Source organism: Brevundimonas fontaquae, from assembly GCF_017086445.1.
Classification (GTDB): Bacteria; Pseudomonadota; Alphaproteobacteria; order Caulobacterales; family Caulobacteraceae; genus Brevundimonas; species Brevundimonas fontaquae.
Genome location: NZ_CP070968.1, coordinates 867999 through 882303, shown reverse-complemented (window position 1 = coordinate 882303; position 14305 = coordinate 867999). Strand labels below are relative to the sequence as shown.

The following is a 14305-nucleotide window of genomic DNA, read 5'->3' as shown; positions in this document are numbered from 1 at the left end:
TCGGCTGACGTCAGGGGAGCTGCAGGCGTGTCGCGTTACAGGCATTACTACGAAATTGAAGTCAGTCATCCCGGCCTGCATAAATATCGGCACATACGCGGCGCCGACCCCTATGTCGTAGAACAAAAAGCTGCCGCTCTAAGGCTTCAATGGGACGAGGAGTGGCGACGGAAATCGGACGCTCTTGATCGTCAGCAAAGTCGCTACAACGCCATTGCTCAAAAAGAGCGGATGAAGAACGAGGCAATCATTCGGACATCGTCGGCAGAAGCTGACCTTTTGGCGCTGGGCAAAATTCTGGCTCACACGCTTTCCGTCGATGATCGTGTGAACTGGGATTTGTTGAAAGACAGGTCCAAATTCTCCGAGGCGGCGCCCCGTGTTCCGGTGCGAAAGCCGAACCCCGAGAAGCCCGAAAATCCGGCGAGGCCGAACCGCGCCGCTGATGCCTTTAAGCCAAAGCTCGACATCCTTTGCTGGTTGTCGCCCTCGCGGAAACGCAAAGCCCTAAGCGACGCCTCCGCACGCTTCGAAAAAGCCCAAACCGATTGGGAAACTGAGGTGCAAAGTCTTATCCGCCGCTGGAACGACCAAATCGTTGAGATCGACAAGGATTTCGCGAAAGCGAGTGAACTTCACGGGCTTAATCTGACGAAATGGGAGGCTAGGAAAGCTGCCTTCTTTGCCGACCAGGCCGAAAAGCATGCGATCATCGATGCTCTGGCCGCAGCGGTTGAGGGCGGAGACGAAGCCGCCGTCACCGAAATGGTCGATCTCGTTCTCGGACGGTCAAAGTATCCCGACTTCATCAACGTCGATTACGAACTGGACTACAACAGCGAGACGAAAAGCCTCGTCATCGACTTCGAACTGCCGACGCCGGACGCCATTCCTACCCTCAAGGAGGTCCGTTACGTCCAGAGCCGGAACGAGTTCGACGAAAAATTCGTCTCGGCCGCCGAGAAGGCCCGTCTCTACGACGGTCTGCTCTACCAGATGGCGCTACGCACTTTGCACGAGGTTTTCGAAGCCGACGTGCATTGTCATGTCGTTCGGGTCACCTTCAATGGCTGGGTCTCTTATGTCGACAGCGCGACCGGCTCGGACCAACGATCCTGTATTCTCAGCGCCGGAGTGAACCGCCCCGACTTCGAGAAAATCGACCTTGCTCGCGTCGATCCGAAGGATTGCTTCCGTGCGCTGAAGGGCGTCGCAGCCTCCAAACTCATCGGTTTGGCTCCCGTCGCTCCGTTAGAGCGTCCTCGCGCCGCCGACCGACGCTTCATCGAATCTCAAGACGTGCTCTCGGACATTGGAACCGAGACCAACCTCGCCGCCATGCACTGGGAGGACTTCGAGCATCTAGTCAGGCAGGTCTTCGAGGCGGAATTCTCATCTGCAAACGGCGAAGTGCGCGTCACCCAGGCCAGCCGGGACGGCGGCGTGGACGCTGTCATCTTTGATCCCGATCCGATCCGGGGCGGCAAGATCATCGTCCAGGCCAAACGGTACACCAATGTCGTCGATGTCAGCGCGGTGCGAGATCTCTATGGAACGGTTCAGCACGAAGGCGCGACTAAGGGCATCCTAGTGACTACGTCCCAGTTCGGACCAGATGCGAGGAAGTTCGCCCAGGACAAGCCTCTCACTCTCATCGACGGCGGAAATCTTCTGTTTCTTCTCGAAAAAATGGGCATGAAAGCCCGTATCAATCTGGCCGAGGCCAAGGAACTGCACCGTCAGGCTCAAATGGCCTGATCGCTGTTGGTCACGTTCGTCTTGGGTATTTCGGATAGGGCGAGCCGTCGCGGTGGAAATAGCCGTCGACGCCGGCGTGCAGCACCATGTCGATGTCGGGATAGTCGGCGGGGGTGATCGTCGGGCTGCGCGTGCCGACTTCCAGCAGAACCGCCTCGCGGCCGGATCGGTTCTCCAGCTTATGGCCGTCCGGCACGCCCGCCTTGAACCCGGCGCAGTCGCCGGCGCGCAGAACCGTCTCGCCATCGTCCTCGATCAGCACCACCTCCCCCTCGACCACCATGACGAACTCGTCCTCTTCGGCGTGCCAGTGGCGCTGGCTGGACCAGGCGCCGTCGGGCAGCCGCAGCAGGTTGACGCCGAACTGGCTCAGCCCCGCCGCATCACCCAGCTTCCAGCGGCGGCGCGGCTTGCACGGCTCCGCGAACTCTTCGGGATAGGTGGTGCCGAAGCTTGTCGGCGCGCTGTCGATGTCGATCTTGGGCATGGGCCTTCTCGCCTCCGCACGATTTCCCTAAAGCATAGCCACATGAGCCGCGCATCAACTCCCGTTATCGATCCTGTCGAACTGACTCGCGACCTGATCCGCATTCCCTCCGTCACGCCCGCCGACGAAGGGGCGATGGATGTGCTGGAGCGGCACCTGACGGCGCTGGGCTTCACCTGCCGACGCCTGGCCTTCGAGGGACCGGGGGGCGAGGGCGTCCATGCGCGGATCGAGAACCTGTATGCGCGGCGCGGGACCGCCTCGCCCAACCTCTGTTTCGCCGGCCATACGGACGTGGTCCCGACCGGCCCGTCGGATCAGTGGTCGTCGCAACCCTTCAACGCCGAGGTCAGGGACGGCGTCCTGTACGGTCGCGGCGCGGTGGACATGAAGGGCGGGATCGCCGCCTGGGTCGCCGCCGTGTCCCAGGTGCTGGCGGACGGCGAACCCGCCGGCTCCCTATCCTTCCTGATCACCGGCGACGAGGAAGGCCCGGCCCTGCACGGCACCAAGCGCGTGGTCGAGGCCCTGGCCGCCGAGGGCGAGGTCATCGACGCCTGCGTCGTCGGCGAACCCTCGTCGTCGCAACAGCTGGGCGACATGATCAAGGTCGGGCGGCGCGGCTCGCTGAACACCTGGATCACCGTCCACGGCAAACAGGGCCACGTCGCCTATCCCGAGCGCGCCGCCAACCCGGCCCCGGTGATCGCACGCCTGATGGCCCGCCTGAATGACCATGTGTTGGACGAGGGATACGAGAATTTCCCCCCGTCGAACCTCGAAATCACCACCATCGACATCGGCAATCCGGCGACCAACATCATCCCGGCCCAGGCGACGGCGCGGCTGAACATCCGCTTCAACCCCAGCCATACCGGCGACGCCCTGATCGACTGGCTGAACCGCGAGGCCGGCGCCATGCAGGCCGAGACCGGGCTTCAGATCACCCTGGAGCACCTGTGCTCGGGCGAGGCCTTCCTGACTGAGCCGGGCGCCTTCGTGGAGGCGGTTCAGGACGCGGTCGAGGCCGTGGCGGGCCGCCGCCCCGAGGCCTCCACCACCGGCGGCACCTCCGACGCCCGCTTCATCCGCGCCCTGTGCCCAGTCTTGGAACTGGGCCTGGTCGGCCAGACCATGCACCAGATCGACGAACGGGTGCCTACGGCGGAGCTGGAGACCCTGACGGCCGTCTATCGCCGGGTGATCAAGACGGTGTTTGAGCGGCTTTGAGGCCCACATTTGATGAAAATTGAGGCAGGCGGATCGTGGCGACTGAGGCTTGAAAACGTTCAGGTCGATGACGCTTCAAACGTGCGCACGTGCGTTTCGCGACGGTGGATTTCTGCTCGTCGATCTGGTGTTGTGGTCGAGATATGAAACGGCCCGCCGCCAACAACTTCGCCCCCAGGACCCCTTGGCCGGTCAATTTTCCAAGGGTAGCCGTTCACTCGGACACGGCCCTTAGAGATCGCCACCCCGCCTACGAAGCTGCCAAGGCCGGCAACGAGGAAGCCGCCTTCACCTTGGTGGAGGATCTGCTTTCGGCTGTCGTGACAGATGAGCTTCGTCAGCTCATCGGCAACCGTGCAGTCATCCTCTTGCCGATCACTGCCTTGGAGACGACAGGCTTCAACGCCATCCCCGACGCAATGGCGCAGGTGCTTGGCGCTGATCTAGGACAGCCGGTCAGTTCCGGCGAGATCGTGCAAAATAACACCGTCGGCCACACGAGGGCGAGAGCGTTCAACCGGATGGTGACCCCGGCCGCTTTCGAAGGCAACGTCAGAGAAAACGCGGACTATCTTCTTATTGACGACCATGTCGGGTTGGGCGGCACGCTGGCCAACCTGAAGGGGTATACTGAGGTCCACGGCGGTCGAGTTATCGGCATGACCACACTCACTCAAAGTCGCGATGCGGCTCAAATTGCGCTCCAACCCGACACTCTGGATGTGCTAAGGGAAAGACATGGCGACGCCCTCGAACAGTTCTGGAACACGTGGTTCGGTCACGGTCTCGACTGCCTCACCGACGTCGAAGGGCAAAACCTTTGTCGTCTCGAATCCATTGACGCCATCGCAAATCGATTGGCTGAGGCAGCAATCGAAGTCCGTGGCCGTGGCGTCGAACCTGCGGTCGACCTTAGGGGTCAGTAAGACGCCTACCCGCCAGGCGGCCTCGGTCGCTTCGAAGGTGCTGTCGGATCCTAGAGCCTCGAAGTCATCGAAGACCGTCGCCGCATCCATCTTGGGTCGATCGATGAACGGGTCATTCAAAGGCGTGGCCAAGGACAGGCATCTATCCAAGGGTTAGGCTGAGGCGAGGCATCTCAATCTAGAGCGTAGCTCAAGAACCCTCGCAACAGCCACTAAAAAAGCGAGACATGCGCTCTCTGCGAGGCAGGGTGATGCAGACTAACTCCGCTCCAAAAACCGCAGCGCCGTCACGACGTGCGTCTTCACCCCTAGCGGCAGAACCTTCTCGTTCGGTGAGAACTCCGGCGAATGGTTGGGGGCCGAGGTTGCGGGATCGACGTCGTCGGGGCTGGCGCCCAGATGGTAGAAGACGCCGGGGATGACCTGCTGGAAATAGCTGAAGTCCTCGGCCACCGTGGTCGGGGGCGTGGCGGGATTGACGTTCCCCTCGCCCGCCGCCTCGGTCAAAACCGGGGCCAGCCAGGCGGACAGGCCGGGGTCGTTGAACACCAGGGCGGCGTTCTGTTTGACGCCGAACTCGGCGGTGGCGCCGTAGGCCTCGGCGACATGGTCGATGGCGGTCTCGGCGCGGGCGACCAGGGCGTCGCGCTGGGCCGTATCGAAGGTGCGCAGCGTACCCGACAGCGTCGCGCTGTCGGGGATGATATTATAGCGGACGCCGGCGTTGATCGTGGCGATGGTGAAGACGGTCGGGGTCGTGGTCGGATCGACCGTGCGCGCGGTCAGGGTGTTGACCGTCTCGACCACCTGGCCCGCCACCGCGATCACATCGACCCCGCGCCAGGGCCAGGCGCCGTGCGTCTGCTTGCCCTTCAGGCGGATATCCACGCGGTCGGAGGCGGCCATGAAGCCCTTGGGCCGATAGAAGACGCTGCCCGGACGGCCCGGCACGACGTGCAGGCCGAAGATGGCCTCGGGCTTGGGATCGTTCAGCGCCCCTTCGGCGATCATCAGGGCCGCGCCGCCCTTGGGCTCTCCCGGCGGCGCGCCCTCCTCGGCCGGCTGGAAGACGAAGACCACGGTGCCGGCGATCCGGTCCTTCATCCCGGCCAGCACCTCGGCCGCGCCCATCAGCATGGCCATATGCATGTCGTGGCCGCAGGCGTGGGCCACCGGCACCGTATTGCCCATATAGGTCCCGGTCGCGCTCGAGGCGAAAGGCAGGCTCGTCGCCTCCTGCACCGGCAGGGCGTCCATGTCGGCGCGCAGGGCGACCGTCCGACCCGGCCGTGCGCCGCGCAGCACGCCGATCACCCCCGTCTTGCCGACCCCGGTGCGGACCTCCAGCCCCAGCGATCGCAGATGGTGGGCGATCACGCCGGCCGAGCGGGTCTCGGCGAAGCCCAGCTCGGGATGCTGGTGGAAGTCGCGCCGCCACACGACGACCTCGGGCATGACGCGCTGTACGGCGGCGTCCACGCTGGCCATATCGACCTGAGCCTGAGCGGCGCCGGCGGCGAGCAGCAGCGCCATTGTGGAGGCGGCGAACAATCGGCGCATGTGAAGGTCCCGTGAAATTTTCAGCCCGACGACAGGTGACGGCGCCGCACCCGCTTGTGCAAGCCATCGCGAACGGCGATTTCTGTCCGCATGGGTGAGAAGGCCTTCAAGAGTGCAAAGACCGAATGGCGCGACGTCGTTCTGGTCTGTCGCAAATGTTCCAAAAAGCTGGACGGCGGCTTCGGCCCCGGTGGCGATCTGACGCTGAAAAAGGCGCTGCGAAAATATCTGCACCTGAAGAAGGGCAAACAGGGTCGCAAAGGCGAGCTGACGGTCGTCGGCGCCGACTGTTTCGACATCTGTCCAAAGGGCGCCGTGGTCGCCGTCAACACGGCCCAGCCCAAGAAGCTGCTGATCATTCCGGCCGGCGCCGACCTGTTGGAGGTCAAGACGCGGCTAGGGCTGGACGACGGACGACGATTGAAGCGGATCGACGGGGCCGCCTGAGCCTCGGCGCCTTTCTTCCGGCGGCCAGCCGTGTCAGAGCGAAACCATGGATGACACTCGCATCGAAAAACGCATCGGCGTTCAGGCGACCTCGGACCGCATCTGGGATCTGGTCGCGGACCTGTCCGGCTGGGGCGCCTGGAACCCGATCGACAAGGACGTCGAGGGCGCCATCGCCTATGGCGGTCGGCTGAGCATGACCGAGGCGTGGCCCGACATGGCCGAACGTCAGGCGGCCGCGCAAGTGGTCGAATGGCAGCCGCGCGCGCGTCTGGTCTGGGCCGAACGACGCGGCTTCCTGTTCCAGAGCCTGCGCTACATCCAGATCGAGGAGCTGGCCCCCGGCAACTGCATCGTCGCCATCGGCATCCGCTTTTCGGGCATTCGCGGCGAGCTGTTCCACGACAAGCACCGCCCGGCGATCAAGGCCGCGTTCGAAAAGGCCGCCGAGGGTCTGAAGGCGATGGCTGAGCGCGCCTAACGCCCCTCCTTCATCATGTCGATGACGTTCAGGATCGCCGGACCCAGGATGACGATGAACAGCACCGGCAGGAAGAACAGGATCATCGGCACGGTCAGTTTGGCAGGCAGGGCCGCCGCCTTCTTCTCTGCGGCGGACATCCGCAAATCGCGATTTTCCTTGGCCATCACGCGCAGAGCGGTCGCCAGCGGCGTGCCGTAGGTTTCGGCCTGGGTCATGGCGGTGGCCACGGACTTCACGCCCGGATGGTTGGTGCGTTTGCCCAGATTCTCATAGGCCACGCGACGGTCGGGCAGATAGCTGAGCTCCGCCGACAGCAGCGACAGTTCTTCGGCCAGATCGATCGACGACGGGCCCATTTCCTGGCTCACCTTGGTGATCGCCGCCTCGATGGACATGCCCGCTTCGACACAGATCAGCAGAAGGTCCAACGCGTCAGGAAAGGCCTGCATGATGGAGGTGCGGCGCTTGTCGATCCGGTTCTTCAGATACAGGTTCGGCGCATAGAAGCCCGCGACCGCCGCCGCCATGGTCGCGGTCACCTTGTTCATCGTGGGCCAGTCCACAACCTTGAGGACGAACAGATAGAAGGCCGCCACGATCATGAAGATGAAGGGCGAGGCGAAGCGGAAGAAGTAGAAGGTCGTCAGGGGACGCGGCCCGCGATAGCCGGCCTGCACCATCTGGCCCGCGACCTTGGGGTCTTCCAGCAGCTTGGTCAGGTTCAGCCGATCCACGATCCGCTTCTTGAAGCCGTCGTCGGTGTGACGCAGCGCCCCTTGCCCTGCGGCCATGCTGGCGCGCGAGCGGCGTTTCAGATCGTCGCGGCGTTCGGCGACGGCCTTCATCCGCTTGTCCAGCTTCACCCCGCCGGTCATCGACGACAGCAGGGTCATGATGGTCGCGAAGACCAACACGCCCACGCCGATGCTGAGCAGGTTCTGCGGGTCGGTGACGAAGCGGATAAAACCTTCCATGGTACCGGCCTCAGAACTTGAACGAGATCATGCGCTTCATGACGAAGATGCCGGTCGCCATCAGGCAGACCGCGATCAACAGCAGGAAGTTGCCGCGGAAGTCGGTGAACAGCGGCATCATGTAGGACGGGGTCGTGAACATGACCATCGTCATGACCGCAGGCGGCAGGGAGGCGATGATGCCGGCCGAGGCCAGGGCTTCGGACGACAGAGCCTTGATCTTCTCGCCCATCATCCGCCGGGCGCGCAGCACCGTCGACAGGTTGCCCAGCGCCTCGGCCAGGTTGCCGCCGGTCTTTTGCTGGATGGCGATGACGATGGTGAAGAAGCGCAGTTCGGACGTCGGCATCCGGCCGTACATCTTCTCCAGCGCCTGCTCCAGGGTCAGACCCACCCCTAGACCCTCGACCAGCCTCTGGAACTCCGGCCCCAGCGGCGCCGGGCTTTCGCGAGCGATGATCTTGAAACATTCGTGGACCGGCAGGCCCGACTTGATGCCGCGCACGATGACGTCGACGGCGTTCGGGAACTCCAGCGAGAACTTCTTCATCCGCGACTTGCCGAGGAAGCCCACGACCCAGCGCGGCAGCCCCAGACCGAAGATCAGCGCGATCCCCAGCACGACCAGGATCGGCAGGCCGAACACAAGGGCGCCCAGCCCGGTCACAACCCCGACCACGGCCGAGATGATGTAGAAGGTGCGCACGCTCAGGCTCAGGCCCGCCTGTTTCAGGCGCGACGACAGGGTGGTGCGCGCCTTGCGCTCGCGCCGGTCGGCGTCCTGAAGCTGGAGCAGGATCTGTTTGCGCCGCGCCTCCGGCGTATTGGCGGCGGCGGCCTTGCGGGCGAGCGCAGGGTTCTTCTTGCCCTCGCCCAGACTTTGGGCGCGCTTGACGGCCTGGGCCGAGGAGTCGTCGCCGCCGACAAAGACCCAGCCGAGGCCGCCGATGGTGATGAAGGCCAGAACGGCGGCGAGAATCGGCAGCATCGCGCCCTACTCCGCCGCGTCCAGGGCGTCGGCCAGCTCGCGCTCCAGCCCGTAATAGCGGGCGCGGTCCCAGAAGCGGGGACGGGCGATCCCGGTAGAGCGGTGACGGCCGATGATCTTGCCGTTCTCGTCCTCGCCGGTGATGTCGTAGACGAACAGGTCCTGCGTCACGATCACATCGCCTTCCAGGCCTACGACCTCGGTGATGTGGGTGATGCGGCGCGAACCGTCGCGCAGGCGGGCGGCCTGGATGATGACGTCGACCGAGCCGACGATCATCTCGCGGATCGTCTTGGACGGCAGGCCGTAGCCGCCCATGGTGATCATGGACTCCATACGGCTGATGGCTTCACGCGGGGAGTTGGCGTGCAGCGTGCCCATAGAGCCGTCGTGGCCGGTGTTCATGGCCTGCAACAGGTCGAACGCCTCGGGTCCGCGCACCTCGCCGACGATGATCCGCTCGGGACGCATCCGCAGGCAGTTCTTGACCAGATCCCGCATCGTGATCGTGCCCTGCCCTTCCAGATTCGGCGGGCGGGTTTCCAGACGGACCACGTGCGGCTGCTGCAGCTGCAGTTCGGCGGCGTCCTCGCAGGTGATGACCCGCTCGGTCGGGTCGATGAAGGCCGTAAGGGTGTTCAGCAGGGTCGTCTTGCCCGAGCCGGTGCCGCCCGAGATGACCAGATTGCATCGCGAGGCGCCGATGACGCCCAGGACGCGCGCGCCCTCGGGACTGATGGAGGCGTACTCCACCAGATTCTTCATCGTCAGCTTGTCTTTCTTGAACTTCCGGATCGTCAGCGTCGGGCCGTCGATGGCCAGCGGCGGAGCGATGACGTTGACGCGCGAGCCGTCCGGCAGACGGGCGTCGCAGATGGGGCTCGACTCATCCACGCGGCGGCCGACCTGGCTCACGATCCGCTGGCAGATGTTCATCAGCTGGGTGTTGTCGCGGAAACGGACATTGGTCAGCTGGACCTTTCCCGCGACCTCGATGAAGACGCGGCCTGCGCCATTGACCATGATGTCGGCGATGTCGTCGCGGCTCAGCAGCGGCTCCAGCGGCCCATAGCCCAGGACGTCGTTGACGATGTCCTGAACCAGATGCTCCTGCTCGGCGACCGACATGGAGACGTTCTTGATCGCCACCAGTTCGGCGACGATGTCGCGTATCTCCTCCGACGCGGCCTTCTGGTCCAGATGCGCCAGCTGGGCCAAGTCGATGGTGTTCATCAGCGCGTTGAAGATGGTCGTCTTCGTGGCGTGATAGTAGTCGCTCTGTTCGCGGACGATCTCGGCGACCGCCTGGGCCTTCTTCAGCTGCTCAAGGCCCGCCGTGGCCTTGGGTCCGGCTCCGGCGACGTTGCCGGTCGGGCGCGGAGCCTCCGGCGCGGGCTTGGGTCGCGAGGCCAGGGCGTCCAGCCGATCCACCGGCGCGGGCTGAGCCGGCGCAGACGCGCGGTCGAAGGCGTCAGCCGCCAGTTCCATGTCTTCGTCGGCATAGGCATAGGCCGGCGCCTTGGCCGCCTTCGCCATCGCAGGCGCCGCCGCCTCCATGCTGAACGCCGACACAAATTCGCCGGCGGCGGGCGGCGGGTTCGGGGCCGGACGCAAAGGCGCGGGCGCGGCGCCGGGCTGACCTGTGCGTTTGCCGAACATCCGTCAGCGCTTCCTGAACATATTGGCGAACAGGGATTTCGACGCCCCATCGGCGGGCTTGGCCTTCTCCGCCTTGCCGGCCTTGCCCGGCTTGGCCTTGGGTCCCGCCAACATCGGCAGTTCGCGGCGCGACACGATCTGGGCCAGGGTCTGGAAGGCTTCGGCCGACTTGGTCTTCGCGCCGGCGTCCAGAATCATCTGGCCGTTGTTGGCGGCTGCGCCAAAGGTCTTGGCGTCGAATGGAATGATCAGGCTGGGATGCACGCCGAGCGCCGCGCCGAAATCCTTGGCCGGGATCTCGGGGCGACCCGGCACCCCGACCTGATTCAGCACCAGGCGCGGCGGCGCGTCATTGGGGCGGCCCTGACGGATCAGATCGATCATATTCTTGGCGTTGCGCAGGGACGCCAGATCCGGCGTCGCCACGACCACCACCTCGTCGGCGCTTATCAGGGTGCGGCGCATCCACGGCGACCACAGATGCGGAAGGTCCAGCACGACGAAGGGCGCCGTGGCGCGGATCTGGTTGGTGACCTCCTCGAACGCCTCGGTCGAGATGTCCCAGTCCGTGTCCAGGCTGGCGGGCGCCGCAAACAGGCTCAGCTTGTCGGTGCAGCGAACCATCATCCGGTCCAGCAGCGTCGAATCCAGCCGCTCGGGCTGGCCCAGGGCGTCGGCGACGCCGCTCAGCGGGTCCTGATTGAAGTCCAGCCCCGCCGTGCCGAACGGCAGGTCGTAGTCGACGATCACCGTATTGGCGCCGATCCGCTCGGAAATCGCATAGGCGGTGTTGTGCGCCACGGCGGAGGCCCCCGCCCCGCCGCGCGCGCCGACAAAGGCGATGGTGCGTCCGACGAAGGGCTGAGCCGGATCGTTGAACAGCCCCCCGATGGCTGCGATCAGCTGCAGCGGCTGCAAGGGCGCGACCAGATATTCGCTGACCCCGCGCCGCATCAGTTCGCGGAACAGGATGATGTCGTTGGTCGCCCCCACCACGATGACCTTGGTGCCGGCGTCGCAGACCTCGGCCAGCTGGTCGACCTCCCACAGCAGGGTCTGGGGGTCTTTCAGGCACTCGACAATGATCAGCGGCGGCGTCGGCTCATGCTGATAGGTCTCGACGGCCGCAGCGACGCCGCCGATGCGGATCTGGGTCGTGGCGCGCGACAGGCGACGATCCTGGGCCGCGCGCTCGGCCGAGGCCAGGGTGTCCTGGCGTTCGGCGAAGACATGGATGGCGATGCGCGGCACCGACACTTCGCCGATGTTGCTGGCCGGGACTAGGCCGGTGAAGGCCAGACCCGTCTCCACCAGGCTGGCCTGCGCCTGGGCCACCACGTCGCCGACCGGATTGAAGCCCGCGGCTTCGCCGGCATAGGCGGGCGCGGCCGGAACCGGCGCCAGCGGCGTCGAGGCGGCGGCCGGCGACGGCTCCGCTGGCGGTGCGGTGAACTGAAGCGGCGAGCGCGCGGCGGCCATCTCATCGATCGGCGCAGCGAACTCCATGTCGACATCGAACGCGTCGTCGAAGGTATCGAAGTCGCGAGGGGCGGGGGCGGTGCTCATGGGTCAGTTCACCGCACGCGACACAGCGGTTTCCCGGATCAGCGTTTCGGCTTCGGCCGATGTCGGCTTGCCGCCGCGATAGAGATCGAGCACCACGGTGCGGCGCCCGGCGTCGGCGGGCGTCATCGTGCGCGGCCTTTGAATGTCGCGCGGGTCCTCGATCTGGGCGGCGAGATTGGCGGTGACCGCGCAGCCGAAGTTGGAGGCCGACTGGTTGTCGCCGGTACGGCTCAAATTGCCCCAGGTCGTTCCACATCGCGGCACGGCGGCGCGGATCGTCTGATAGCCGACCACGACCGGCGCGCGCGGGTCAGGCGCAGCATAGCTGACCAAGGTGATGCGCTCAGGCGCGACACCGTAGGCCGCCAGGGCCGATTTGACGTCATAGGCGGTTTTCAGCGCGACGGGGTCGTCTCCGGCCGGGGCCTCGATGACCATCGGCACGGCGTCTACGTAGCGATAGCGCCCGACCAGCGCCTGCAACGCCCCGTTCTGCGCAGGCGACAGGCCGGTGTCATGCACGGCCAGGGCGATCCGGTCCAGATCGGGTTCGACCTGAAGCTGGTAACGCGAGGTCGGCGTCAGCGGCGGCTCGCCGCCCAGGCTGGCGGGGCCGCCGACGCAGGCGCCCAGCGCTAGGGCCGTGGACGTCAGAAGTGTGGCAATCAGGGTGCGAGTCATGATGCGCTCACTCGATCACATAGCCGACCGAACCGGCCGGGGGCGCGTTCGGCAACCCGTAGACCTGGTTCAACTGGCCAAAGAGGATGGTCTGGCTGTCCTCGGCGATCCGCAGGCCGTCGGCCGGCGTCTGCATCCGCGACGGCGAGGTCGGGCTGACGATATAGGGTTCGACGATGACGACCAGCTCGGTCTCGCCCATCAGATAGTCGCGTGAGCGGAACAGCTGGCCCAGCACCGGCAGATTGGTCACGCCGGGCAGGGAGTCGATCGCCTGGCGGCTGTTTTGCTGCAGCAGGCCTGCGATCATCATTGATCCTCCCGAGGGGATTTCGATGGTGTTCTCGCTGCGGCGAACCGTCAGACCCGGCAGGGTGATGGACGAAGCCGTGCCCGCACCGATCGTCAGGCCGCCCTGCGACGTCAGTTCGGACACCTCGACCTTGACCTGCAGGCTGATGCGGCCGCCCGACAGCACGGCCGGACGGAAGGCCAGGCCCACGCCATAGGGCTTATACTGAACGGTGATCTGCCCCATCGCGTCGCGGCTGGCCGGAACGGGGAATTCGCCTCCCGCCAGGAAGCTGGCCGCCTCGCCGTTGACAGAGGTCAGGTTCGGCTCGGCCAGGGTTCTCAGCAGGCCAACGCGCTCGAAGGCCTTCAACATGGCCTCGCCCTTGTTCAGCCCATCCGACCCAGGGCCGGTGCCGGGCTGCGCGGTGTCCCAGTTCGGGGAGTCCTGGGGCCCGTTGACCGTAAACGGGCACAATGCGCCGGGCTGCCAGCCCGGCCCCACGCACGGCCGCTCCATCTGGTAGTTCTTCGTCGTGTCGATGCCTGTCCCTGCGCTGATCCCGCCCAGCAGGGCGCTGTTGACGCCCCAGGTCGCGGCATTGCCCAGCATCCATTGGGCGTCGCCCAACCGCCCGACGACCGCCGAGGTATCGAAGCCTAGCTGTTTGATGACGTTGCGCTGCACCTCGACCACGCGGACCTTCAGGGTCACTTGGTCCGAGCCCGGCACGGTGATCAGGTTCAGAACCTTGTCCGGCGCCGAGACGAAGGCCGCGGCGATGCGGCTGGCCTGGGTCGATTGGGCTGGGTTCTCGGCCACCCCGCTCAGGATGATGCTGTCGTTGACGGCCTCGGCCCTGACGCCGCCGCCGGGGATCATGCGGTCGAGCGTATCTTGAAGCGCGCTGGTGCCTGCATCCACCCGCACCCGAAGGCTCAGGATCGTGCGACCGGCTCCGTCCAGAAACACGGCGTCGGTTTCGCCGGGCGCGATGCCGATGACGGTGATGCGGCGCGGCGAATGCAGCATGGCCTCGGCCACCTGCGGATTGGAGACGATGACGTCGCGCGCATCGGCGGGCAGGTCGACGGCGAAGGAAGTTCCGCGCGGAAGGTTGATCAGGCGCTGCGCCGCGCCCGTGGAAACGGCGGCTCTCGTCTGGGCGACGCCGACGGGCGCGGCGGTCAGGGTGGCGAGCAGGGCGCAGGCGGCGGCGACGGCCGCCTTGCGCATCATGGGTCGACGCATCG

Annotated in this window: 13 protein-coding genes; 5 read left to right on the top strand and 8 right to left on the bottom strand. The window is 65.4% G+C overall.

Features of this window, described 5'->3' with window-relative positions; translation table 11 throughout:
* Nucleotides 1-27: 27 nt before the first annotated feature.
* Nucleotides 28-1758: a restriction endonuclease gene (locus JX001_RS04230; RefSeq protein WP_205682425.1), complete on the top strand. Its 1731-nt coding sequence runs from the start codon at nucleotides 28-30 to the stop codon at nucleotides 1756-1758.
* Between the two features lie 10 nt (nucleotides 1759-1768).
* Here JX001_RS04230 and JX001_RS04225 read toward each other — a convergent pair whose 3' ends face one another.
* Nucleotides 1769-2245 carry a cupin domain-containing protein gene (locus tag JX001_RS04225; RefSeq protein WP_205682424.1) on the bottom strand — a complete coding sequence of 159 codons (477 nt, stop codon included), beginning with the start codon at nucleotides 2243-2245 and terminating at the stop codon, nucleotides 1769-1771.
* 42 nt (nucleotides 2246-2287) lie between these two features.
* Here JX001_RS04225 and dapE point away from each other — a divergent pair, with 42 nt between their 5' ends.
* Nucleotides 2288-3475 (top strand): succinyl-diaminopimelate desuccinylase, encoded by a 1188-nt coding sequence (gene dapE / locus JX001_RS04220; RefSeq protein WP_205682423.1) that lies wholly within the window; start codon nucleotides 2288-2290, stop codon nucleotides 3473-3475.
* Nucleotides 3476-3564: 89 nt separating this feature from the next.
* On the top strand, nucleotides 3565-4401 hold the full coding sequence (locus tag JX001_RS04215) for a hypothetical protein (protein WP_205682422.1): 837 nt from the start codon (nucleotides 3565-3567) through the stop codon (nucleotides 4399-4401).
* A 258-nt stretch (nucleotides 4402-4659) separates the two neighbouring features.
* On the opposite strand, the gene JX001_RS04210 is transcribed toward JX001_RS04215, so the two are convergent.
* Nucleotides 4660-5961 (bottom strand): amidohydrolase, encoded by a 1302-nt coding sequence (locus JX001_RS04210; protein WP_205682421.1) that lies wholly within the window; start codon nucleotides 5959-5961, stop codon nucleotides 4660-4662.
* 90 nt (nucleotides 5962-6051) lie between these two features.
* Here JX001_RS04210 and JX001_RS04205 point away from each other — a divergent pair, with 90 nt between their 5' ends.
* Nucleotides 6052-6408, top strand: a complete 357-nt coding sequence (locus JX001_RS04205; protein WP_205682420.1) for a hypothetical protein — start codon at nucleotides 6052-6054, stop codon at nucleotides 6406-6408.
* A 46-nt stretch (nucleotides 6409-6454) separates the two neighbouring features.
* Entirely contained in the window at nucleotides 6455-6889 is a 435-nt protein-coding gene (locus JX001_RS04200) for an SRPBCC domain-containing protein (protein WP_205682419.1), read from the top strand.
* On the opposite strand, the gene JX001_RS04195 is transcribed toward JX001_RS04200, so the two are convergent.
* The 6 genes from JX001_RS04195 to JX001_RS04170 all read right to left on the bottom strand — a co-directional run bounded on the left by JX001_RS04195 (nucleotide 6886) and on the right by JX001_RS04170 (nucleotide 14303).
* The gene (locus JX001_RS04195) at nucleotides 6886-7866 is read right to left on the bottom strand and encodes a type II secretion system F family protein (RefSeq protein WP_205682418.1); all 981 of its coding nucleotides are present in this window, start codon (nucleotides 7864-7866) and stop codon (nucleotides 6886-6888) included. The genes JX001_RS04200 and JX001_RS04195 overlap by 4 nt on opposite strands.
* 10 nt (nucleotides 7867-7876) lie before the next feature.
* Nucleotides 7877-8854 (bottom strand): type II secretion system F family protein, encoded by a 978-nt coding sequence (locus tag JX001_RS04190; protein ID WP_205682417.1) that lies wholly within the window; start codon nucleotides 8852-8854, stop codon nucleotides 7877-7879.
* A gap of 6 nt (nucleotides 8855-8860) precedes the next feature.
* Complete coding sequence (locus JX001_RS04185; RefSeq protein WP_434082636.1) at nucleotides 8861-10390, bottom strand: TadA family conjugal transfer-associated ATPase; 1530 nt, start codon at nucleotides 10388-10390, stop codon at nucleotides 8861-8863.
* A gap of 126 nt (nucleotides 10391-10516) precedes the next feature.
* Nucleotides 10517-12079, bottom strand: a complete 1563-nt coding sequence (locus JX001_RS04180; protein ID WP_205682415.1) for a CpaE/TadZ family protein — start codon at nucleotides 12077-12079, stop codon at nucleotides 10517-10519.
* A 3-nt stretch (nucleotides 12080-12082) separates the two neighbouring features.
* On the bottom strand, nucleotides 12083-12760 hold the full coding sequence (locus tag JX001_RS04175) for a CpaD family pilus assembly protein (RefSeq protein WP_205682414.1): 678 nt from the start codon (nucleotides 12758-12760) through the stop codon (nucleotides 12083-12085).
* Between the two features lie 7 nt (nucleotides 12761-12767).
* Nucleotides 12768-14303: a type II and III secretion system protein family protein gene (locus JX001_RS04170; protein ID WP_205682413.1), complete on the bottom strand. Its 1536-nt coding sequence runs from the start codon at nucleotides 14301-14303 to the stop codon at nucleotides 12768-12770.
* Between the last annotated feature and the right edge of the window lie 2 nt (nucleotides 14304-14305).

Bases quoted from the DNA above. Each gene is read 5' to 3' on its own strand.
- JX001_RS04225 (WP_205682424.1), bottom strand. From the start codon at position 2,245: ATGCCCAAGATCGACATCGACAGCGCGCCGACAAGCTTCGGCACCACC.
- dapE (WP_205682423.1), top strand. From the start codon at position 2,288: ATGAGCCGCGCATCAACTCCCGTTATCGATCCTGTCGAACTGACTCGC.
- JX001_RS04210 (WP_205682421.1), bottom strand. From the start codon at position 5,961: ATGCGCCGATTGTTCGCCGCCTCCACAATGGCGCTGCTGCTCGCCGCC.
- JX001_RS04205 (WP_205682420.1), top strand. From the start codon at position 6,052: ATGGGTGAGAAGGCCTTCAAGAGTGCAAAGACCGAATGGCGCGACGTC.
- JX001_RS04200 (WP_205682419.1), top strand. From the start codon at position 6,455: ATGGATGACACTCGCATCGAAAAACGCATCGGCGTTCAGGCGACCTCG.
- JX001_RS04195 (WP_205682418.1), bottom strand. From the start codon at position 7,866: ATGGAAGGTTTTATCCGCTTCGTCACCGACCCGCAGAACCTGCTCAGC.
- JX001_RS04190 (WP_205682417.1), bottom strand. From the start codon at position 8,854: ATGCTGCCGATTCTCGCCGCCGTTCTGGCCTTCATCACCATCGGCGGC.
- JX001_RS04185 (WP_434082636.1), bottom strand. From the start codon at position 10,390: ATGGCGAAGGCGGCCAAGGCGCCGGCCTATGCCTATGCCGACGAAGAC.
- JX001_RS04180 (WP_205682415.1), bottom strand. From the start codon at position 12,079: ATGAGCACCGCCCCCGCCCCTCGCGACTTCGATACCTTCGACGACGCG.
- JX001_RS04175 (WP_205682414.1), bottom strand. From the start codon at position 12,760: ATGACTCGCACCCTGATTGCCACACTTCTGACGTCCACGGCCCTAGCG.
- JX001_RS04170 (WP_205682413.1), bottom strand. From the start codon at position 14,303: ATGCGTCGACCCATGATGCGCAAGGCGGCCGTCGCCGCCGCCTGCGCC.